This is a genomic window from Prosthecobacter debontii (assembly GCF_900167535.1).
Lineage (GTDB): Bacteria > Verrucomicrobiota > Verrucomicrobiia > Verrucomicrobiales > Verrucomicrobiaceae > Prosthecobacter > Prosthecobacter debontii.
This window is the reverse complement of sequence record NZ_FUYE01000003.1, coordinates 417,050-437,576: the sequence shown is the minus strand read 5'-3', so window position 1 is coordinate 437,576 and position 20,527 is coordinate 417,050. Positions and strand designations below refer to the sequence as shown.

Annotated in this window: 16 protein-coding genes; 8 read left to right on the top strand and 8 right to left on the bottom strand. The window is 55.9% G+C overall.

All coding sequences use genetic code 11. The annotated features are described in order from the left end of the window. Window positions 1–20 precede the first annotated feature (20 nt). The gene (locus tag B5D61_RS06595; RefSeq protein WP_078812522.1) at window positions 21–485 is read right to left on the bottom strand and encodes a PepSY-like domain-containing protein; all 465 of its coding nucleotides are present in this window, start codon (window positions 483–485) and stop codon (window positions 21–23) included. A 206-nt stretch (window positions 486–691) separates the two neighbouring features. On the opposite strand from B5D61_RS06595, the gene leuC reads away from it, so the two are divergent. Together leuC and B5D61_RS06585 are read left to right on the top strand one after the other, a co-directional pair. Then, entirely contained in the window at window positions 692–2,107 is a 1,416-nt protein-coding gene (gene leuC / locus B5D61_RS06590) for a 3-isopropylmalate dehydratase large subunit (RefSeq protein WP_078812521.1), read from the top strand. 110 nt (window positions 2,108–2,217) lie between these two features. Continuing rightward, window positions 2,218–4,326 carry an alpha/beta hydrolase family protein gene (locus B5D61_RS06585; protein WP_245846486.1) on the top strand — a complete coding sequence of 703 codons (2,109 nt, stop codon included), beginning with the start codon at window positions 2,218–2,220 and terminating at the stop codon, window positions 4,324–4,326. A 27-nt stretch (window positions 4,327–4,353) separates the two neighbouring features. On the opposite strand, the gene B5D61_RS06580 is transcribed toward B5D61_RS06585, so the two are convergent. The 4 genes from B5D61_RS06580 to B5D61_RS06565 form a co-directional block, all read right to left on the bottom strand. Next, the gene (locus tag B5D61_RS06580) at window positions 4,354–5,352 is read right to left on the bottom strand and encodes a CobW family GTP-binding protein (RefSeq protein ID WP_078812520.1); all 999 of its coding nucleotides are present in this window, start codon (window positions 5,350–5,352) and stop codon (window positions 4,354–4,356) included. A gap of 2 nt (window positions 5,353–5,354) precedes the next feature. Then, a complete protein-coding gene (gene zigA, locus B5D61_RS06575) occupies window positions 5,355–6,587 on the bottom strand; it encodes a zinc metallochaperone GTPase ZigA (protein ID WP_078812519.1) in 1,233 nt (410 codons plus the stop codon). A gap of 47 nt (window positions 6,588–6,634) precedes the next feature. Then, complete coding sequence (locus B5D61_RS06570) at window positions 6,635–7,372, bottom strand: RNA polymerase sigma factor (RefSeq protein ID WP_139373102.1); 738 nt, start codon at window positions 7,370–7,372, stop codon at window positions 6,635–6,637. A 171-nt stretch (window positions 7,373–7,543) separates the two neighbouring features. Then, on the bottom strand, window positions 7,544–9,616 hold the full coding sequence (locus B5D61_RS06565) for an autotransporter domain-containing protein (RefSeq protein ID WP_078812517.1): 2,073 nt from the start codon (window positions 9,614–9,616) through the stop codon (window positions 7,544–7,546). Window positions 9,617–9,769: 153 nt separating this feature from the next. Between B5D61_RS06565 and B5D61_RS06560 the strand changes: the two genes are divergently transcribed. From B5D61_RS06560 to B5D61_RS06550, 3 genes are read left to right on the top strand one after another with little or no spacing between them, the layout of a single operon-like run. Further along, window positions 9,770–11,740 (top strand): vWA domain-containing protein, encoded by a 1,971-nt coding sequence (locus B5D61_RS06560; protein ID WP_078812516.1) that lies wholly within the window; start codon window positions 9,770–9,772, stop codon window positions 11,738–11,740. A 50-nt stretch (window positions 11,741–11,790) separates the two neighbouring features. Continuing rightward, complete coding sequence (locus B5D61_RS06555; protein ID WP_078812515.1) at window positions 11,791–12,714, top strand: nucleotidyltransferase domain-containing protein; 924 nt, start codon at window positions 11,791–11,793, stop codon at window positions 12,712–12,714. Window positions 12,715–12,772: 58 nt separating this feature from the next. Further along, window positions 12,773–13,543, top strand: a complete 771-nt coding sequence (locus tag B5D61_RS06550; protein WP_078812577.1) for a nucleotidyltransferase domain-containing protein — start codon at window positions 12,773–12,775, stop codon at window positions 13,541–13,543. Here the strand turns inward: B5D61_RS06550 and B5D61_RS06545 are convergent. Further along, on the bottom strand, window positions 13,525–15,117 hold the full coding sequence (locus tag B5D61_RS06545) for a TIGR03790 family protein (RefSeq protein WP_176159260.1): 1,593 nt from the start codon (window positions 15,115–15,117) through the stop codon (window positions 13,525–13,527). The genes B5D61_RS06550 and B5D61_RS06545 overlap by 19 nt on opposite strands. 39 nt (window positions 15,118–15,156) lie before the next feature. Beyond that, the gene (locus tag B5D61_RS06540; protein WP_078812513.1) at window positions 15,157–15,939 is read right to left on the bottom strand and encodes an MBL fold metallo-hydrolase; all 783 of its coding nucleotides are present in this window, start codon (window positions 15,937–15,939) and stop codon (window positions 15,157–15,159) included. Window positions 15,940–16,054: 115 nt separating this feature from the next. On the opposite strand from B5D61_RS06540, the gene B5D61_RS06535 reads away from it, so the two are divergent. Continuing rightward, the gene (locus B5D61_RS06535; protein WP_078812576.1) at window positions 16,055–16,843 is read left to right on the top strand and encodes a tRNA threonylcarbamoyladenosine dehydratase; all 789 of its coding nucleotides are present in this window, start codon (window positions 16,055–16,057) and stop codon (window positions 16,841–16,843) included. 15 nt (window positions 16,844–16,858) lie between these two features. Here B5D61_RS06535 and B5D61_RS06530 read toward each other — a convergent pair whose 3' ends face one another. Further along, window positions 16,859–17,917, bottom strand: coding sequence for a DUF5077 domain-containing protein (locus B5D61_RS06530; protein WP_078812512.1), 1,059 nt, complete (start codon window positions 17,915–17,917; stop codon window positions 16,859–16,861). Between the two features lie 121 nt (window positions 17,918–18,038). On the opposite strand from B5D61_RS06530, the gene B5D61_RS06525 reads away from it, so the two are divergent. Together B5D61_RS06525 and B5D61_RS06520 are read left to right on the top strand one after the other, a co-directional pair. Further along, entirely contained in the window at window positions 18,039–19,373 is a 1,335-nt protein-coding gene (locus B5D61_RS06525) for a dipeptidase (RefSeq protein ID WP_078812511.1), read from the top strand. A 54-nt stretch (window positions 19,374–19,427) separates the two neighbouring features. After that, window positions 19,428–20,489: an HD domain-containing protein gene (locus B5D61_RS06520; protein WP_078812510.1), complete on the top strand. Its 1,062-nt coding sequence runs from the start codon at window positions 19,428–19,430 to the stop codon at window positions 20,487–20,489. Window positions 20,490–20,527 lie beyond the last annotated feature (38 nt).

The following is a 20,527-nucleotide window of genomic DNA, read 5'->3' as shown; positions in this document are numbered from 1 at the left end:
GCAAGCGGCGGAAGGAGAAATTAATCTTCCACCAGTTTGAGCACGGCTCCGTTTTCAGCGATGGTCAGATTGAGATCATCGCCTTCGGCACGGTCCACTTTGACCTTGTAGATTAGGGCCTGTCCATCGACGAGCACGCGATGCACTTCGTCGATCTTACCCTGCGGAGCAGACTGAATGACGGCAGCACGCACCGTTACCGGGATTTCTTCGGAGGTGATTTCCTCGCTGGTTTTGATCAGCGATCCGTCGGCGCGAACGTGAATCTGCAATTCGCGGTCGTTTTGCAGTTCGACGGTGGCTTCATACCAGGTCTGACCTTCGGCGGTGCGAGATTCGATCTCATCGACTTTACCACCGCGCTGGTATTGCTGGATGGTCGCTTGAACGATGGGTGGAACGGCAGCCATGGAGATATCCTCCGCAAGGGCAGGAGTCAGCAGAGCGGCCGAAAGGGCGGATAGAACAAGAGATTTGAGTTTCATAAGAACTTTGGGGGTTCAGTGAAATTCGACCCCTGGCCCTGAGTTGGTCCCGGGCAATTTGCGACAAAATCCCGGTTTTTGGGGATTCTGAGCTCCAGGGAGGGCAGTTTTTTCGGCCCCGAATTGCACAGTGAAAAAATCGTGTTAGTCTGTCTGCCCCCGGTTTGCCACCACCCGGCAGCCCGGAACGTATCCTTCAAACCACCATGGGCAAAACACTCTTCGAAAAAGTCTGGGAATCTCACGCCGTCGGAACTCTTGCGAACGGACAGACGCAGCTTCTCATTGATACCCATTTGGTGCATGAAGTAACGAGCCCCCAGGCCTTCGGCATGCTGCGTGATCTGGGGCTGAAGGTGGCTTATCCGCACCGCACCTTTGCAACGGTGGACCACATCGTGCCGACCGACAGCCAGGTGTCTCCTTTCGCCGACCCTCTCGCTGAGGCCATGATCCAGGAGCTGAACAAGAACGCCAAGGAGTTTGGCGTGACCTACTTCAGCCTCGCCAGTGGTAAGCAGGGCATCGTCCACGTGGTGGGCCCCGAGCAGGGCATCACCCAGCCAGGCACCACCATCGCCTGTGGTGACTCCCATACCGCTACTCACGGCGCCTTCGGTGCCATCGCTTTCGGCATCGGCACCACCCAGGTGCGCGATATCTTGGCCACGCAGACCATGGCGCTGAGCAAGATGAAAGTCCGCCGCATCAACGTCGAAGGTAAGCTCCGCCCAGGCGTCTATGCCAAGGACGTGGCGCTGCACATCATCCGCCTGCTGGGTGCCGGTGGTGGTGTCGGTTTTGCCTACGAATACGGTGGCAATGTCTTTGACGAGTTCACCATGGAAGAGCGCATGACCGTCTGCAACATGGCCATCGAAGGCGGTGCGCGCTGCGGTTACGTGAACCCAGATGATACCACTTTTGAATACCTGAAAGGCCGTCCTTACTCACCGAAGGGTGAAGAATGGGATGCGACTGTGGCCAAGTGGCGCGCGGTGGCTTCGGATAAAGATGTCGTCTATGATGATGTCGTGAACATCCGCGCTGAGGACGTGCCTCCGACAGTGACCTGGGGTGTCAGCCCTGACCAAGCCATCGCCGTGACGGAAACCGTTCCTACACCCGAAAGCGCGGCAACGGAGCCAGGTCGCGTGTCCATTCAGGAAGCTCTGGATTACATGAAACTGCCTGCGGGTCAGCCGATCAAAGGCACTAAGGTGGATGTGGCCTTCATCGGCTCCTGCACCAACGGTCGTCTGAGTGACTTCCGTGAAGTGGCCAAATTCATCAAGGGCAAGAAGGTGAACCCCAGCGTCAAGGCGATCGCTGTTCCAGGTTCCCAGATTGTCGATGCCATGGCTCGTCAGGAAGGTCTGGACAAAATCTTCTCCGAAGCCGGTTTCGAATGGCGCGGTGCGGGTTGCTCCATGTGCTTGGCCATGAACCCCGACAAACTCGTGGGTGATCAGCTTTGCGCTTCCTCCAGCAACCGTAACTTCAAAGGCCGTCAGGGTTCTACCACGGGGCGCACCGTGTTGATGTCTCCGGTGATGGTCGCTGCAGCGGCTTTGACCGGTAGCATTGCGGACGCTCGCGAGGTGTTCTCCATCGCTGGATAACACATAAATACAGCTTTTAGTTCGCGGGGTTCCAATGTTCTTGGAACCCCGTTTTCTTTGGCTCAAAGCCAGGAAAGAAGCAGGTTCATGGAGGGGTATTTTTTCTTCCTATGTCTCATCCTGCTCCTGTCATCACCGCCCGGCGTCAGTTTATGCAAACCACAGGTCTGAGCTTGCTCAGCCTCCCGGTGATGGGACAGCAAGCAGGGTCCAAGACCGCTACGGCTACGAAACCATCGGCGGCACCTATCCCCGACTTGGAGCCGCTGAATCGCTTTCCGCGCATGATGCAGGAATGGTTGCTGGATCAAGTGGAGGCGGCTGAAGACCTCGGCAACGCCCGGCGTGACGCCCTCAAGACGAAGGCTGATGCCGAAGCTTATGTGAAGTCGGTCCAGGAACGCATTCGACAGGCCTTTGGCCCCCTGCCGGAAAAGACCCCGTTGAATGCACGGGTTACGGGTACTGTAGAGCGCGAGGGATATCGCATTGAAAACATCCTCTTTGAAAGCCGCCCCGGCTATTTGGTCACAGGCAATCTTTATCTACCGACAGGTCGCGCGGGCAAGGTACCTGCGACGGTGGGCGTCTGTGGACACTCGATCAATGGAAAGGCCGCCGAGGCTTACCAGAGCTTTGCGCAAGGCTTGGCGAGACTGGGCCACATCTGTTTCATCATTGATCCCGTCGGTCAGGGAGAGCGATTTCAATACCTCAAGGACGGAAGCCTGAAATCACGTTTGGGCGGAGGCGTTTCGGAGCATATTCAGATGGGCAATGCCCAGACTCTCGTGGGCGAATTTCTCGGCACGTGGTTTGCTTGGGATGGGATCCGGGCGCTGGATTACTTGCTGACGCGCGAGGAAGTGGACACTCGGCATCTTGGTGTGACGGGCAACTCCGGTGGAGGCACCCAAACCACCTGGCTTTGCGGTTTGGAGCCTCGGTTCACCATGGGCGCGCCTTCGTGCTTCATCACCACCTTCCGGCGGAATGTAGAAAATGAGCTTCCTGCAGATACCGAGCAATGCCCGTCACAGGTGCTTGCACTGGGTTTGGACCATTGCGACTTCCTCGCGGCCATGGCTCCGAAACCAGTGATCATCATGGCCCAGGAAAAGGATTTCTTTGATGCTCGTGGATCTGCTGAAGCCTATGAGCGGCTGAAGAAACTTTACACTTTGTTAGGCAAACTGGAGAACATTCGATTGCATGTGGGGCCAGATCCGCATGGCTATTCACAGTCAAATCGCGAAGCGATGTATCGCTTTTTCAATGCTGCGGTGGGCTATCCCGAAGTCGCAGCGGAACCTGCTCTGATGATTGAGAAAGACGAGGTGCTGCAATGCACTCCTGATGGCCAAGTGGCCAAGCTGGGATCTCGCACCTTGATGGATTTCACCAAGGAGAAAGCCGAGGCACTAGCAGCGAAACGCAAACCCTTATCCGGTCAGGCTTTGAAACAAGCCGTGCGTGAGATACTACGCCTGCCTGATTTACCCGAGAGTGCTCCCGATTATGGCATCCTGCGCAGTGTGGGGAGCCGCAAGTATCCGTCTCAAGCCTACTGCACTTACACGGTCGAAACGGAGTCCGGAATTCGCGCCTTGGTCACACGACTTCAAGAGGAGGCACTCACTTCGCGCATGCCGGGGTCTGCCAAACGCGCCATTTTGTACATCTCTCATCATTCGGCCGACATCGAGATCCGCCAGGAACCTCTAGTGCAAGAGTTGATCCAAAAGGAACCGGATGCCGCCTTCTATGCCTGCGATGTTCGCGGTATTGGAGAGTCTCAACCCAACACGTGCGGAGCCGACCAATTCCTTAAGCCCTACGGAAGCCATTATTTCTACGCAGCTCATGGCCTCATGTTGGATCGTCCTTTGTTAGGCCAGCGAGTCTTCGATGTTCTTCGCGTCATTCAAGCCTTGCGCGCAGCAGGGCATCAGGAGGTTCATTTGGCGGGTCGTGGATGGGGGGCTTTGACGGCGGCTTTGGCAGCTTTATTTGCAACCGATGTCAAACAGGTGACCCTCAAGAACGCGCTCTCGTCATTCCAAGAGATCGCTGTGGATGCGGAATATCAGTGGCCGTATGCGGTGATGCTTCCAGGGGTGTTAGGACGCTGGGATGTACCAGAGTGTTATCAAGAGCTGAAGTCGAAGGGCTTGGTTTCCTCACATCCTTGGAGTTCCAAGGATGGAATGAGCCTGTAACACTGAGACATTCTCCAAGGAACGCGATCACGCTGCCGCCCAGCCCTCATCTGGATTGAAGTCCGGCAGCAATTCCGCAGAGGGCAGGGCCTCAAAGCAGGCATGAACTGCTGCGACTGGAGTCTGCACGCCAATGACGACTCCGGTGGGGATGATGCTCAAGGCCCCGAGCATGGGTAGAAACCATGTTTCGGCTTGGGGACGGACATGTTGAAATGACATCGGGATGCTTGGTAACTCGGCCAAACGGCAGAGTCCTTTCACTCGGATCACCTCATCGGGGAGGCTTCTCAAAGTGGCCTCCAGATCCCGGCGTTTGACGATGAAGGGAACATCCACTTTGACAGCGGTAAAGGCACGCTCATTTTCGTGATGATGGGTGTGGAGATGGACTGGGCCTGCGAGTGTTGGAGCGGGTGGCTTGTTGGATGTGAACCGGCAGGTGGCAGAGACCAGTTGGAGGTAGTCGGCCAAGGATTGGGCGTCAGCGGACAGCACGCGCGGACTCAGGGTCTGGACCTGAGTGGTGATGGATTCTCGCTTTTCTGGATGGAGCTCTTCGGCATGAGTGAGCCGCCAATGTGTGGCGGTCTGCACCTGTTCTCGCTCCAGCTCATTGTGTGCTCCGCGCTGCTGCCAACGCTGTGCATCCACCAAGGTGATCTGGATGGGCGAGGTGAAGCGCTGCGTCTCATGACGCACCGTCAATGCGGCGATGAGCGACATCAGATCCGATGCTCCATTCGCCTCCACCAGCAAGACGCCACGGGATGGAACTTCGATGCTGCCCAGTGTCTGTAAAAACTCATTGAGGGAACTGCAACACACGCAGGAGCCATCCAGAGCACGTACTTCAATGCCTGGCGTGCGTAATCGTGAAGCGTCCACTTCGGCGTTGGCGAAATCATTGACCACGATACTATAGCCGACGCCACGCTCTTGGAGGGCAGCCATCAGCTGTCGTAGAAAGGTCGTCTTACCCGCACCGAGGAAACCGGCGATCAAAACCAAAGGAATGCGATTCATGGTTAGGCTTGCGCTTCTTCGATGTCTTGCTGGGACTGCCAGGAGGGAAACGGATCGGCCATTTTTTGCCACGCATTGGGACCTTTCGAGAACTCCTCATCGGTCAGTAGGCAGGCATCGAATTGAGCCCTCAAGGTGGCTTGATCCATCTGGCGGCCAATGATGACGATCTCCTGGCGACGGTCTCCATAGGGTTCTTGCCAATAGGCTTGGATCTCCTGGAGGCTCGCCTTGTCCGTGGGCCACTCGCGCTTATCCACGGCGGACCAGAAGTAGCCTAAGGCCCGTGTATCTCGCAGGACACCTGCTAGGGAGATGAATCCGGCCAACTCCATGCGCGTGGCGAGCCAGAAGAGGCCCTTTGCCCTGACTACACCTTCCCAAGAGGCCTTGAGGTACTCTTGAAATCGCTGGGGATGGAAGGGGCGGTGGGAACGGTAAACGAAGCTGCTGATGCCGTATTCTTCCGTTTCAGGAGTATGACCTTGGAGAGAATCCAGCCAGCCCTCGGCTTGCTCCGCCTCACTCATCTGGAAGAGGCCTGTTTGGAGAACCTTGTTCAGCTCAATCTGAGATTGATTCGTGCAGTAAACTTTTGCGCGGGGATTCAATGCGCGGATGATCCCTTGCACTTCCGTCACTTCCTCAGTCTTTACGCAGTCCGTTTTGTTGATGAGGATCACATTGGCGAACTCGATTTGATCGGTCAGAAGATGGGCAAGGGCGCGGCCATCTTCTTCACCCAGAGCTTGGCCACGATCCTGAAGATCGTCGGTGCTATGGTAGTCGTTGAGGAAGTTTCGGGCATCCACCACCGTGACCATCGTATCGAGTTGTGCGATGTCGGAGAGAGAACGCCCGTTTTCATCTTGGAACGTGAATGTCTCGGCGACAGGCATGGGTTCGGAGACGCCTGTGGATTCGATGATGAGGGCGTCAAAGTGACCTTCTTGCGCGAGTTTGGTCACTTCGAGCATCAGGTCTTCGCGCAGGGTGCAGCAGATGCAGCCATTGCTCATCTCGACCATTTTTTCTTCAGTCCGGCTGAGCTTGGCATCGCCCGCTTTCACCAGTTGAGCGTCCACATTCACCTCGCTCATGTCATTGACGATGACGGCGACTTTACGGCCATCGCGATTGCGGAGGATGTGGTTGAGGAGGGTCGTTTTGCCTGCACCTAGAAAGCCAGATAGGACGGTGACGGGGAGCGGAGGAGCGGGTACGCTTAGTTTCATAATGCAATTATATTGCATTATTATAACGCAAACGATTTGCAACAAAATTAACTGAAACTGGCCATCAATCGCCGCACTTCATCTTCAATGTCTTCTTGGCTGACCACCGTCTGCCGCACTTCATCCCGGAAGATTTCGCCGTAAAGTTGGCGCATTCGCCAAAAGGCTGTTTTCACGGCGGCTTCTGACATCTCCAGCCGAGTGGCGGTGTCAGCTAGAAAGTCTGTGGCAGATTTGTCCCCTGCAATGCGCGGAAAAAGTTCCGCAAACAGAGCTACTTTGCCCAAGGTCGTGTAGTGCTGCTGGAGTCGGACTCGTGTGCGGTCGATCAAGACATTGGCCCACGCCCGATCAAAGACTTTTTCGGGAGAGAGATGCTGAATGAGTTCATCCTGGAGCCGTTCTAAAACAGCAGGATGATCCAGCGACATCATTTCCATGTCTCCACCGCGCTTCTGAGCCTGATCTCCCCGCTGTAGATCTTGGTCGAGGTTTTTGATGGCCTTCAGGAGGAGGGTCCTGAACCGTCCTTTTTCAGGGGTCGCGAGGCTGAGCAGGCGTCCATTGGTCAGCCGCAGGTAAAACTCCTGCACCGTATCCTCCGCCACCTCGTGGCCGCGGCCAAGGCTGCGCAGGAAGGTGTAAAGCGGTAACCGGTAGGTGAGGCAGAGTGCTTGTAGCGCTTCTCGCCTTTGTTCCTCGCTGCCGTGGGCGGCGAGACAGATCGTCGCCCACTGCGTCTCAGGAAACCCCGACTTAGGGGGGAGAGGGGAGGAAGAATCCATGACAGACTTCAAAAAACCGAACTCCGAGGGAGTGGAGAGAGCGGTCTTGTAAATCACTCTTTATTTATGCGAACATAAAGAGTCATCTTATTTTTTCGAAATTTAAATAAGTCGGCAAAAAAGGGCCAAGGATGCACATCCCTGGCCCTCTCGAAGCGTGTCTGATCCGGTCTAGAACTTCACTTGGATACCAACACTGCCGCCAAACACTGGATCTTCACCACTGGTGGAGGTGGAGACGCTGGTATTGAGAGTGACTTTCTCATTGATCGCATAGGCGAAGTCGATGCCGAAGAGCGCCCAATCTTGCTGGATCTGTTGGCCAGGAAGATTGAAATCAAACAGGCCGATGACCTGGCCCCCGGTGCTGGGGCCGGTTTGATCAAAACGATGCACGCCTTCCACGCGCAGACGCAGGAGGGCTTTGTTTTGCAGCAACTGGCGAGCCGCAGTGAGACCGTAACGCACTTCCTGAGCGGTGTGGCTCTGTTCGTCATAAGACACCGGGAAACCACCACCGGACTCGGTGTAGGCATCGGCATTGGTGTGGTTGACGGTGTATTCGATCTTTGGCGTGATGCCAAAGCCGCCCACTTTCACGATGTCCAGCCAATCCACGCGGAAGCGCAGGGTGCTGGAGAGTACATCGGTGCTGCCCTCAGAGCTGTCTTCGAGGCCGGCATTGGTGTAATGACGGTCGATGTCGGCCTCCCAGTTACCGATGGCACCGGTGATGGTGAAGACCACAGGCAGCTTCGTGGGTTTAAAGCTGAGCTCGCCCAGCACATACGTGCCATCCATATCCACATCGCCATTCTGGGCGAGATCTTGAGCGATCCAGCTCTGACCGATGCCAAGGCCAGCCACAAGTTGCTGATTAAAGAAATCCACAGCACCACCCACTTCGGCGAGGCCGGAGTTGACGTCACTGTCGTCATAGCGGGCAAAGTCACCTGTCATCCAGGCATGGCGATTTGCCCCCATCATTTGAAGAGGAATGTGGTGAGCCCCATGCATCGTCAGATTCAGCAGGTTAAAAGCCGCGCCCGTTGGAGCTTGGCCAGCACCCAGGGTGCTGACGAAATCTTCTGGGATGATCGCACCACTACCCACTCGGGCAATGAAACCGACATATTCTTCAGGGTCAGCATCGCTGGCCGAGGGGCCTCGGTAGCGCAGCCCCGTATTGCCAACCACCACTTTGCCATCTTCGCTGATGCCTGTCGCCGAAGCAAAATTCCATTCACCGACTTCTACACCGCTGTCCTGCAGCCATGTTCTCAAGCTACGTGTGCCATGCACTTCGTCGTAAATATAAGCTGTGTCTGTGGCGGGAGCGGAGGTATCGTCACGTTCTGGGGCGTTACTGCCGACAACGAAGCCATTGTTGCTCACCGCATTGGCGGTGCCATTGTAAAAGATGGCATCGCTGATGAGAGGAATTTCGATCATTCCACCTTCATCCGTGAAAGTGAAGCCACGCATTCCGTCTTCGGTGCGCACGCTACCGACGATGTATTTTCCATTTCGGCTGATGTCGTTGGCAACGCTGTAACCTCCTTCACCCACATCGCCAATGGCCACTGCGGTGGGTTCGTCTCCAGTGAGTTCCCAATAAACCGCTTGCTGAGTGCTAACAATGCCGTTGTCGAATGCATAGCCCACTGCCCGCTCGCCCGCGCCATCCACAGCTAAGGCACGTGCGGAAGATAACTCTTCATCCAAGGGCATCAGCACTGTGGGATCTTCAAAATCGCCATGCCACCACAGCGCCTGGCTAAACCAAGGCCCTGAATCGACGCCGTTAAAGTCGGCGTAACCCACGACGGTATCGCCAGCATCATTCACGTCCGTCGCCCCAGTCCAATAAGCTCCTGTCGCCTGCAAAAGCACGGCTTCCCCAGTGGTAGAGTCCATCCAAAAACCTAAACCGATGCTGTTGTCATAATCATAAACGTCGCCCACGATGAATCGCCCTGTCTTGCTGAGGCCATTGGCGTAAAGATAAGCCTCTTCCAGGGGCGTATCGACTTCCAACCAGTTGGTTCCCTCACTCCAGGTCCAAAGTAAAGAGCCGCCTTTCTCCTGTCCCAATACGACTTGGCCATTGCCGCTGATGGCCTGCGCATCGAAGAGGAAACCGACAATCGGGGGTTGCGTGGTTTGAGCGTGACCGGGCAGAGGCACGCCGAGTGCACCACCGATGACGGCAGCGCAGAGGATAGCAGGGAGGTAATGTTTCATGGGAGACGAGGTGAAGCGATGCAAATTGCATCACCTTCATTACGGAAAATAAATGATGAGGTCACAAAATTTTAATTCATTGATAACCAATGTTTTATGAATCTAGGGTGAAACTTTTTTGACCATGGAGGGAATCATTTTTGAGAACCTCTTATGCGCACTGCTTTTCTTACCGCTTGCTTTTGCTTGACCTCATTGACACTCAACGCCGAACCGACGTCGGTGGAGCTGATTTTGGATTGCTCAGGCTCCATGTGGAATAAGCTCTCCGATGGTCGTTACCGCATCGATGCGGCTAAACAGGTGCTGAGCGAGTTCATTGCCACCGCACCGGAGAAGGAAGATCTTCACATTGGCCTGCGGCTTTACGGTTCCAAGGTTTCGCATCGTGAGCCCGGAGCTTGCGAAGACACCGTTCTTGTGGTGCCTATGGAGGGCTTTCAACGGGCGGAGATGCTGCGCTTGGTGAAGGATGCGCGTGCCATTGGTGCGACTCCTCTGGCGATCTCCCTGAATGCGGCGGCAGACGATTTTACCAAGCCGGGTAAAAAACAGGTGATCGTTTTTACCGATGGCGAGGAATCGTGCGGAGGCGATGTCACTGCCGCCTTAGCCCGCCTCAAAGCAGATGGCATTGATGCGGACGTCAGGATCATCGGCATCGGATTGCCTAAAGTGGTGGCGGAGCGATTTGCCGTACTGGCTCCGATTGAAAACGCCGACAGTGTGGTGAAGCTGGCGGAAGCTTTGAAAAACGCCACTTCTGCCACGATGGCAGCGCCTGCCGCACCTGTGGTGAAGAAGGAAAAAGTGACCGTGCGGGTGACAAAAAATGGGGAGCCTTGGTCGGAAGGAGATCTCTCTCTTTTGCGGACCGACAAAGCGGTTTTTCAGCTAACCAAAAGTGAAGAACCTGGAACTTGGGTGGGTGAATTAGCACCGGGCCTTTATTCAGCCACTGTTTCACCTTCAGGACGCGTGTTCACAGATCTAGGCGTGGCCGTGGGAGCCGATAACACCTTTGTTTTGGATGTGACCGAGATGCCGAAGGTGACGGTTGAAGTGCCGAATGAAGAGATTTCTTTGGTGCAGGAATTCACCGTTATTTTCTCTGGTGCCAATGGTGTGGGAGAACAGTACATCATCATCGCCCCGGTGGGAGCCCCTGATTCGGCAGAGCCAAATCTGAGAGACGCGATCGGCAAGGAAAACACCATGTCTGTCATCGCGCCAGAGAATCCTGGAATGTATGAAGCGCGTTTTACCGTCAGGGGTAAGGATTATCGCCAAGTCATTTGTGGTCGATCAAAGCCCTTTGAAGTCAAAGCACCGGTGGTGGGTCTCGAATTACCAGCCACGGTGTCGGCTAGCAGCCCGATCACTGTCAAATACAAAGCCCCCGTTCAGAACAACGATTGGATCGGATGGGTTAAGGCAGGTGCTGCGGATGGTGCTTATGAGTCTTACGTTCGTCCCTCGGTCGATGCCGAAAGGGTTCAGATCAACGCTCCGGCAGAGCCAGGAGAGTATGAAATGCGTTATGCCAACGATGCCTCCCACCGTCCCTTTGCGCGCAAGGCCTTCAAGGTGGAAGCCGCTTCCCTGGCTTTGGAGGCACCCGAATCCGCCATGGCAGGCACCCTCGTGAAAATCATCTGGAAGGCTCCGGCTTTAGCGCACCTTTACATCACCATTGTGGATAAAAGAGAGGGAGAAGGAGCTTATAACCGATACATCAGGCTCGATGGAGGGAATCCCATGCAGCTCCAGGCTCCGCGCAAAGCGGGCGATATGGAAATCCGCATCAACGACGAGCAACAAGGCAAGGTTCTCTTCCGTCGTCCAATCAAGCTCACGGACATGAAAGCCACGGTCAAAGGGCCGTCCGAAGTCGCCGCGAATGCAGCGATTCCGATCGAATGGACGGGGCCACAAGGAGAGGGGGACTATGTCACGATCACCAAACCGGGAGCTGAAGACAGTGCTTACTTGAGCTATCACGAAGTTCCAGGGGCGGGTGCGACCGTCGATATCACGGCACCCGAAGAACCTGGAGAGTATGAACTGCGCTATGTTACCCAAGAGAGCCAAGTCATCGCTCGGCAGCCGATCAGAGTGAAGTGAGCAGAGTTGTTTAATCTTATCGAGGAGCTTATAAACAAAGCTCTTCGATCATGTCCCACCAAACCCATAACATTCATGCTGGCACTCAGGTGATCACCAAGGTGGCTGTGCATGGAAGCAATCATGCGCTGGTGCATCCGCGTGGGGCGGTTGGGATTGTGACTCGCACGCCTTGTGTGGTTGGTGAAGCCTATCTGATCCGTTTCCCCGATGGATTTGAGGCGGCCTTGTCGATGGAGGACCTGGAAGTTTTGAAGCACTTCAAAGATCGCCTCGATGGCGCGGATCCGGCCCTCGCTGACTTCTCATTGGAGCAGCATATCATCTACCGCTGTGTGGTGGGGTCACGTGCCTATGGTTTGGAAACCGAGTCCTCAGATACAGACCTTCGCGGCATTTACTTGGCTCCTGCGGAATTGCATTGGTCCCTCTATGGCGCGCCTGAGCAATTCGAGGACAATGCTACCCAAAGTTGTTATTGGGAATTTCAGAAGTTTCTCACCATGGCACTGAAGGCTAATCCCAACATCTTGGAGTGCCTGTATTCGCCACTGGTCGAAAAATGCAGTCAGGTGGCCGAGGCCCTGTTATCTGTGCGTGACCATTTTCTGTCGCAGATGATCTTTCAGACGTTCAACGGATATGCCTTAAGCCAGTTCAAAAAGATCGAACAGGATCGACGTAACCAAGGGCAGGTTCGTTGGAAGCATGCCATGCACCTTCTGCGCTTGTTAATGACCGGCGCGGCGACTTTGCGAGAGGGCTATGTCCCCGTGCACGTTGGGGATCGTCGAGATCAACTTTTAGCCGTCAAACGGGGTGAGTTCACCTGGGAAGAAATTGACGCCTGGCGGCAAGAATTGCATCGAGATTTTGAATTGGCGTTGGCCGAGACAAAGTTACCCGAAAGGCCCGATTACGAAGCCGCGAATCGGCTATTGATCCAGGCAAGGTGGACTGGAATTTCCAGATAGATCATGGATGATTTCCGAATCCCTGATCGGGAATGATCCTTTTTCGGAGCCTACCCTCATGACTGACGACCCACGTCTCCTGCGCATCACATCGGCACAGCCTTATCCACTTTTGTTTGCGACAATTAGCGGTGCGCACCTCTATGGCTTTCCTTCACCCGATTCGGATTTCGATCTTCGAGGAGCTCACATTCTCCCTCTGGAGCGGGTGTTGGGGCTGGAGGTGAAAGATGAAACCGTTGAGGACAGTCGCATCATTGAGGGGCTGGAAATGGATATCGTATCTCACGATGTGAAGAAGTTCTTCAGCCTGTTGCTCAAAAAGAATGGGTATGTGTTGGAGCAGCTCTATTCACCCTTAATCGTTCACACGACTCCCGAGCATCAAGAGCTTAAGGACATCGCGAAGGGATGCATCACCCGACACCACTCGCATCATTATCTTGGTTTTGTGCACACGCAGTGGGAACTGTTTTTGAAGGAGCAACCGCCTCGCGTGAAGCCGCTGCTTTATGTCTATCGAGTGCTGCTGACAGGCAGCTGGATGATGCGCACGGGTGAGGTTGAAGCCAATCTCGTGACTTTGAATGAGAGCTTTCGTCTGTCGTATCTCCCAGATTTAATTGCTCGCAAGCTAAACGGTCCAGAACAGGCCACTCTTACCGACACAGATTTAGCTTTTTACCGGAGTGAGTTTGAGCGTTTGCGGGCAGAGTTAGAGGCGGCCCATCAGGCCAGCTCACTCCGTGAAGCACCCGAAGAAAGTGCTCGGCAATCGTTAAACGACCTGCTCATCCGTGTCCGCAAGACTCAAGGGATCTTGTCATAGATCACACTGGCAGCTTGAGCGGCAGGCAGCTTGGTTTGGTCGGGATCGGTGAGCAGTTTTTTCAGCGCGGCTTTCGCATCGGCGGGCCGGTTTTCTTCCTGATAGAGAATGGCTTGGTAGAGCTGAGCCCGGGCTTTATCGCCAGCGATGACGTAGAGGCTGAGAGCATGCTCGAGCAGCTCGATGGCTTCGGCCTCTTTGCCTTCGCTGGCGGAGAGGAGCGCAGTAAGTTCCAGGAGATGAGGCTTGTTACGGCTTTCGGCGAGTTCTGTCAGAGCTTGCTTCAGAGCACGGCTGTCATTGCCGGGATAACGCAGGGCGGTGCCTTGATAGAGGGCGTAGTCGCGATCTCTTCCCTCCCCCATCACAGCACCAGGGCCGCGAGCATAAGGACGGTAGAGCGGATCCCCGCAAACGACATTCATCCAAGACAGCACGGGGGTGGCGTTCCAGGCGGCTTCGGCGAGAGTGTAGCCTTCCAGCAGGCGTTGATTGAGAACATCGAAGTGAACGGTGAGGCTGAGGTAAGGCTCAAACACATTGCCCAGGGCGGCTGCGGCACCTTGTTTCAGCAAGGGACCGACCCAATGGCGGTCGGGTGAACGTAGAGCCGCTCCGCTGAAGGAATGCAGATGGCAGGCGATGGCCCCAGGTTGAAAACGGAAGGAAGGACTGGCGAGAGCCCCGCTGGCATTCGTGGTGTACCAGCCAAAGTAAAAGGCGGTATCCGGTAGGGGCCAGTGTTCGGGAATCACGGCTTCGCTTTTATCCACATAGACGGGGATGCCTTTTTCTCGGAAAAGCAAAGTGCTGCGGATGAGCCAGTCTTCGCCTTCCTGATAAGCGCCGGTCTTTTGAGCCAAGTCGATGACGGCACGTCCTCGTAACCCTTCGGTTTCTGCCAGAAGAGAGTCATCGATCATCCGTTTCACCGTATCGGCGTCGGGGCCATCCAGCCGACCGACGAGCAGTAAACCCGGGGTCCCCTGATACATCTGGAAGCGCATGTCTTGCTTGAAATAAGGATTGCGAAGCGCCCCAGCGATCGGTTGGCGGGGTAGGCCTAACAAACTAAGCTCGCTATCGACGCTGGCCTCATCTTCCTGGGTGTTTTTGGGGTTTTGGGTGCTGCGTTGGATCTGGAAGGGAATGCCACGCATCAGGACCACGACCCGGACGGCAGACTCTGCCACGGTCATGGCAGGCAGGGTGCGGCCACTGACGGGATCGTGAATCTCCTGCTCTCCGAGTCTCCACCAGCCTTTGCGGACAAAGGCTTCGAACAAAGGCTTGCGGATGAGTTCATCATACTGCTGCCGCGTCATGGCATCTTCGAGCGGGCAGGGCAGGGCGATCAAGCGGTCCGCTGAGATGCCACGTTTGTGAGCATAATATTCGGCAAGTTCGCGAGATTGAGCGAAATCGGGATTGTAAACGACGGCCACTTCGCCGCTGAGGTCGAGCGCTGGCGGGGGATCTTGGGCCAGGAGCGGATGCCAGATGCCCACCACGAGAAGAGCCAGAAGCCGAAACCACTCAACCCCGCTGAGGTTAAAGCAGGAGGCGCATTTCACTGAACAATCATTCCTCATCCGGCACAGGTAGAGCACAAGTTACCACTCCAATTCCAATCCGTCATACGCCAGATTGACACCCGGCGGGAGGAGCGGTTCATCCCGGCTGTGCATGATCTCGCATTGAAGATGGGTGAACCAGGTCTGCCGTGGCTGGAGATGGGCCTGAATGGCGAGGGCTTCCTGAAAGTTCATGTGGGTGGGATGTTCCGTGTAACGTAAGGCATCGACAATGAGCGTATCTACGCCTTCCATCAGCGCCAGAGACTCTGGGAGGATGGTTTTGGCATCCGGGATGTAAGCGCAGAGTTTGCGTTCGTGTCGGGTGAAGAGGTAGCCCACGGTTTCCACTTTACCGTGTTGAACGGGGAGAGGAGTGACCAGGGTTTCACCCAGATGAAAGGGGCCGTGAATGGGTTTGGGGAAGGGTTTCAAATACCCCCGATAACGGTTTTCTCCGTTGAAGGCATAGTCGAACATGCGCTCTAAGACGGCGAGGCAGGAGGGCATGGCGTAGATGGGCATGAATTGCTCCGCAGGGATGGTGAAACGGCGGAGTTCATCAAACCCGGTCAGGTGATCCATGTGCGGGTGGGTGAAGATCGCCGCATCCACCTCTCGGATACCTGCACGCAGACATTGGGTGCGTAAATCCGGGCCGGTATCGACGAGCCAGCTCATTTCCGGCGTGCGGATCCAGAGGCTGGAGCGGAGGCGTTTGTCACGGGGATCCGTGCTCCGGCAGGTTTCGCAATCACAACCGATCATCGGGATGCCTACAGAGGTGCCGGTGCCGAGAAAGGTGAGGGTGAAATCCGCCATGTCAGTCTTGAAATGGGAAAGATACAGCCAGGGCCGTGCCGGGAAAACTCAAACCATGACATTCGTCTCTTTTTGCCGAGGTCAGCGTATGCGCTATAGAGGAGGAGACACAAGCATGACAGAGAGTTATCTTCAGCGTTTTGGCGGCATGGGCAGGCTGTATGGCATGCAGGCACTGCCACGTCTGCATCAGGCCCGGGTGGCGGTGATTGGGGTCGGGGGAGTGGGCTCGTGGACCGTCGAGGCCCTGGCCCGCAGCGGGATCGGCTCTCTGACACTGATGGACATGGATGATGTCTGCATCACCAATACCAATCGCCAACTGCCCGCCACGGCACCGACAATCGGTCACCCGAAGGTGGAGGTGTTGGCTCGGCGGGTGAAGGAGATCAATCCTGAGTGTCAGGTGCAGGCCATCCCTGAGTTCTTCTTGGAGAGCACGGCTGACCGTCTTTTGGCTCCCGGATTCGATTGCCTGGTGGATGCCGTCGATAGCACGAATGTGAAGGCTCTGATCATCGCCAAAGCACGCGCTTTGAACCTACCGGTGGTAGTCTCGGGAAGCGCCGGAGGTCGGCGAGATGCGACGCAGGTGAAGGCGGCTGATCTGGGACAGGCAGGTAGCGATCCTCTGCTCCAACAGGTGCGGCGGCGTTTGCGTGAGGCGCACGGTTTTCCCAAAAGCCCCGAGGGACGGCCGATGCATTGGGATGTGCCCTGTGTATTCTCTTCTGAAAAAGCCATTTACCCGCAGTCTGACGGCACCTGCTCGACTCAACGAGAAACAGGCGCAGAGGCGGGCTTGCGGCTCGATTGTTCAGCAGGATTCGGTGCCGCGACGTTTGTCACCGGAACCTTTGGATTCACCCTGGCGGCTGAGGTGGTGAGGATCCTCGTGGATTAGGGTGGGGAACCCGCTTTAGCTCACCGGGGTCAGAACCACCTTTTGGACGTCTAGCACAGCGGATTTGACCTTGTTGACGGGGTCGATCATGAGGCGCTGTTTGCCAGAGCCTTTGATTTCGATCTCGCCCAAGGAGACTTCTTTCCAGTTTTGGAAGCCGCCCGTGTCCTGTGTGGTGAATTTGAGTGTTTGATCGGAGAGCTTGAGCTCCACTTGGCTGCCGTGATTACCTCCGCCGCAACCATGACTGACGGTCACTTTATAGCGGCCGGGCTTATTCACGATGAATTCCCACTCGGCCATGTCATCTTCAGAGGTCCAGAAGCCGAGGCAGTTTTTCTCGGGCTTGGGTTCATACCGCATGTTTTCAGACCACGTGATGGCGTCCTTGGCATTGAGCACGATGCTGCCATCAGCCTCCTGCTGAGGGACTTCGCCTTCACATGTGGGAATCAAAGCGATCTCGACGATTTCAAAACCCGCGTTTTCAGTGGGCGGGGTCAGCAAGGCAAAGGGCACATCCCCGGGCTGTGAAATGTAAATATCGCCCAAGTAGGTTTTGCGTGGAGAGGTGGCATTGAGCAGGGACTTTTTCACCACGAGATCCGCCATGCGAAATTGCATACCCAGAGCACTGCGGTTGAGGATGTAAGTGAGGCGGACCTTGTAACGGCCCCAGCGCTTGGCTTTGAAACTGGTGCCTGTGTAGGTTTCCCAATGGGCACCATTGCTATGCTGCCAAGAGTCAGGCCCGAGTGTGATCACTCCCCGAGAGGGCATGTCCTTGCGCTCCGCAGGTTCGGAACTGCCAAAGCCACCGATATCCACCGGTGCCTCGGAGAATTTCGGCTCAGGAGCCGGTGCCTCGGCTGCGGCAGGGGCTGGATGGGTGGGTGCAGCCGCAGCTTGAGGGGTTGATTCTTCGGCCTTCCTTTCGGCAGTGGGGGCGGGAGTCGCCGAGGTTTTAGCCTCTGGTTTGGGGCCACAGGCGCTCAAAGTGAGTGCCACAGGGATGGCGAAAAGGGCAAAGGGCTGGCGGATCATGGAGTCAAAAGGCCGGTGCTGGGTGTTCATGTGCAACGGATGAACTGGGTATTCTTTAGCCAGATTAACGCCTTGAGAGAGAAAAGGGAAGGTATCTGTGGGTCAGACGGGCGAAGAAAGCCTACGAGGCTAGTCGGCGTAGAAGTCTGCCATGCCTCTTTCCCGCCGTTCACTGCTCTCTCAGCTTCCCTTAGCCTCAGCTCTTGCTGCAGGATTCCACATCTCTGTGAAAGGACAGGAACAAAAGGACCTGTGGAGAACGGGAAATCCCAGCATGGATCGGCCGCGCGAGATCGCTTTGGGAATATTGAAGCCGACTCAGGCCCAGATCGAGCACGCCTGGGAACTGCACTTTCAGTCTGTGGTTTTCGAGTCTTATGGCTTCGCTCCCCGATTTGCCGTGGATGCGGAGGCGATCAATGCGGCCATTCGTGAAGGGGCTAGCCGCGATGAACTCAGTGATCTGCGGGAGTCTCAGACCATGAGCCGCGGGGTGGAGAATGCACGGGAACGGGAGGAATTTTTCCACGCCTTCCATGCGGCAGGAGTGACCTGCATCTTTCAGAACGCCGGAGAAGAGGGCAATGATCCGATGCGGCTGATCAAACGTCTGGCGCATTTCACGCGGGCTACGGATGGCCTGAAACCTGCCCTCTCGAAAGTCACGACAGCGGAAGAAATTGAGGCGCTGAAAAAAGCTGGCCATGTGGGTTTATGCTTCACAGGGAATGGCGTGCCTTTAACTCAAGGTTGGGAAAGCACGCGCGATGAAAGGCGCTTCATCCGCATCTTCCATGAACTGGGCATCCGCATGATGCACCTGACTTACAACCGCCGGAATCCCATCGGCGATGGGGCCGGGGAACCGCATGATGGCGGGCTGAGTGACTTCGGCCGCAGTGTCGTGGCGGAGATGAATAAGCTCGGCGTGATTGTGGATGTGGCGCATAGCGGCTGGAAGACCGCCGAGGATGCGGCCCGTGCCTCGTCGAAACCGATGGTGGCCAGCCATACCACGTGTGCAGCGGTGTATGAGCATTTCCGAGGCAAGCCGGACTCCACCATCAAGGCCATTTGCGAGACGGGCGGACTCGTGGGCCTGTGCTGCATTCCGCGTTTCTTGGGTGGATCAGGCGATATCGTCGCTCTGATGAATCATTTGGATCATCTCATCCAAACCTTCGGTCCTGAGCATGCGGCCATCGGCTGTGACATCTCTTACACATCGCGCTTTGAGAAAGAAGAACGTGCGAAGATCTTGCGACGGCCCGATGGCTCCTCGCCTCTAGGAGGGGCAGGGGATCGTTGGGAGCATCTTTGGCCCAAAGATGACTATCGGGCGACTCCGCAAGCCGAGCAGAGCATCGCGTGGACGAATTGGCCGCTGTTTACCCTGGGCATGATCCTGCGGGGGCACCGTGACGAGACCATTCGTGGTGTGCTGGGTGGGAACATGCTGCGTGTGCTGAAGGCGAACGCGGTTTAAGTTTCCGGGGACTTCGCTCTTGCATCCAGGCATGGAGTCGGCTTCCACTGCCGCATGGATGACGCCGCTGATCTTGATCTCGTGACGCTGACGCAACTGCGGCAGGTTATTGCCCCTTCACCGCAACCTTATCGGGTGCATTTGCAGGTGGATAGTCGGGTGGAGAAACAGACCTCGGGGGGCGCTCCTTTTCTCGAGGTGAGGCTCTTGGATGCGGGAGATTCCCTGGTGTGGCGGGTGTTTGATAACAACCCGCTGTTTCACGATGCCGCTCAGCTCCAGCGTGGCTGTTTCTTGGAGTTAGCTGCGCAGTGGGTGGATACTGGCAAGTTTGGCATCGAACCACGGCAGCCGCGCCTGCGCTTTTTGACCGAGGAGGAAAAGCAGACCCTGCTCAGTGGAGACGCAGAGTTGGCTGAACGTCAGCGGGTGGATTATGCCAAGATCGTTGAGCAGGTGGAAGCCATCCGGGATCCCCGTTTGAAGACGGTGTGCAGTCTCTTTTTGGAGAAACATGGGGAGCGATTTCGCCGCACCGCAGCCGCTCGGGAGAATCATCACGCTCGCCGCGGAGGCCTCGTGGAGCACGTGGCCCAGATGATGCGCTGTGCTGCAGCCGTAGCAGGCACTTATCCCAGCTTGAATACCGACCTGCTAACCGCAGGTGTTTTGTTTCACGACTGTGGCAAGCTCTGGGAAAACACCTACCCTGAAATGGGGTTCAGCCAGCCTTATCAACTGCATGGTGAAATGCTGGGGCACATTTCGTTAGGCCTGGAACTCGTCAATAAGCTCTGGCGGGACATGATGGAGCGTTCTGAGGCGGCAAGCTGGACTATGCTGGAGCCGGCGAGTGATCTGGTGCGCATGCATCTGCTGCACTTGATCGCTTCTCATCATGGACAGTATGAATTTGGCTCTCCGGTGCTTCCGAAGACCCCGGAGGCCGTCATCTTGCATCACGTGGACAACATCGATGCGAAGATGGAGATGCTGCGGCGCGGGTATGAAACGAGCAAAGAATTAGCTCCCGGCATCATCGAGCGTTTTCGCCCTTGGCCCGTGAATGTTCTCGCGCCTTTGCCGAAGATAACGGGCTTGCCCGACTCGGATTAAAATAAGCTGTTACCACAGCGAGGTCGTTCACGTTGTTC

What these genes read in the sequence shown, in the direction of transcription:
- B5D61_RS06595 (WP_078812522.1), bottom strand. Translation starts at nt 485, where the DNA reads ATGAAACTCAAATCTCTTGTTCTATCCGCCCTTTCGGCCGCTCTGCTG.
- leuC (WP_078812521.1), top strand. Translation starts at nt 692, where the DNA reads ATGGGCAAAACACTCTTCGAAAAAGTCTGGGAATCTCACGCCGTCGGA.
- B5D61_RS06585 (WP_245846486.1), top strand. Translation starts at nt 2,218, where the DNA reads ATGTCTCATCCTGCTCCTGTCATCACCGCCCGGCGTCAGTTTATGCAA.
- B5D61_RS06580 (WP_078812520.1), bottom strand. Translation starts at nt 5,352, where the DNA reads ATGAATCGCATTCCTTTGGTTTTGATCGCCGGTTTCCTCGGTGCGGGT.
- zigA (WP_078812519.1), bottom strand. Translation starts at nt 6,587, where the DNA reads ATGAAACTAAGCGTACCCGCTCCTCCGCTCCCCGTCACCGTCCTATCT.
- B5D61_RS06570 (WP_139373102.1), bottom strand. Translation starts at nt 7,372, where the DNA reads ATGGATTCTTCCTCCCCTCTCCCCCCTAAGTCGGGGTTTCCTGAGACG.
- B5D61_RS06565 (WP_078812517.1), bottom strand. Translation starts at nt 9,616, where the DNA reads ATGAAACATTACCTCCCTGCTATCCTCTGCGCTGCCGTCATCGGTGGT.
- B5D61_RS06560 (WP_078812516.1), top strand. Translation starts at nt 9,770, where the DNA reads ATGCGCACTGCTTTTCTTACCGCTTGCTTTTGCTTGACCTCATTGACA.
- B5D61_RS06555 (WP_078812515.1), top strand. Translation starts at nt 11,791, where the DNA reads ATGTCCCACCAAACCCATAACATTCATGCTGGCACTCAGGTGATCACC.
- B5D61_RS06550 (WP_078812577.1), top strand. Translation starts at nt 12,773, where the DNA reads ATGACTGACGACCCACGTCTCCTGCGCATCACATCGGCACAGCCTTAT.
- B5D61_RS06540 (WP_078812513.1), bottom strand. Translation starts at nt 15,939, where the DNA reads ATGGCGGATTTCACCCTCACCTTTCTCGGCACCGGCACCTCTGTAGGC.
- B5D61_RS06535 (WP_078812576.1), top strand. Translation starts at nt 16,055, where the DNA reads ATGACAGAGAGTTATCTTCAGCGTTTTGGCGGCATGGGCAGGCTGTAT.
- B5D61_RS06530 (WP_078812512.1), bottom strand. Translation starts at nt 17,917, where the DNA reads ATGAACACCCAGCACCGGCCTTTTGACTCCATGATCCGCCAGCCCTTT.
- B5D61_RS06525 (WP_078812511.1), top strand. Translation starts at nt 18,039, where the DNA reads ATGCCTCTTTCCCGCCGTTCACTGCTCTCTCAGCTTCCCTTAGCCTCA.
- B5D61_RS06520 (WP_078812510.1), top strand. Translation starts at nt 19,428, where the DNA reads ATGGATGACGCCGCTGATCTTGATCTCGTGACGCTGACGCAACTGCGG.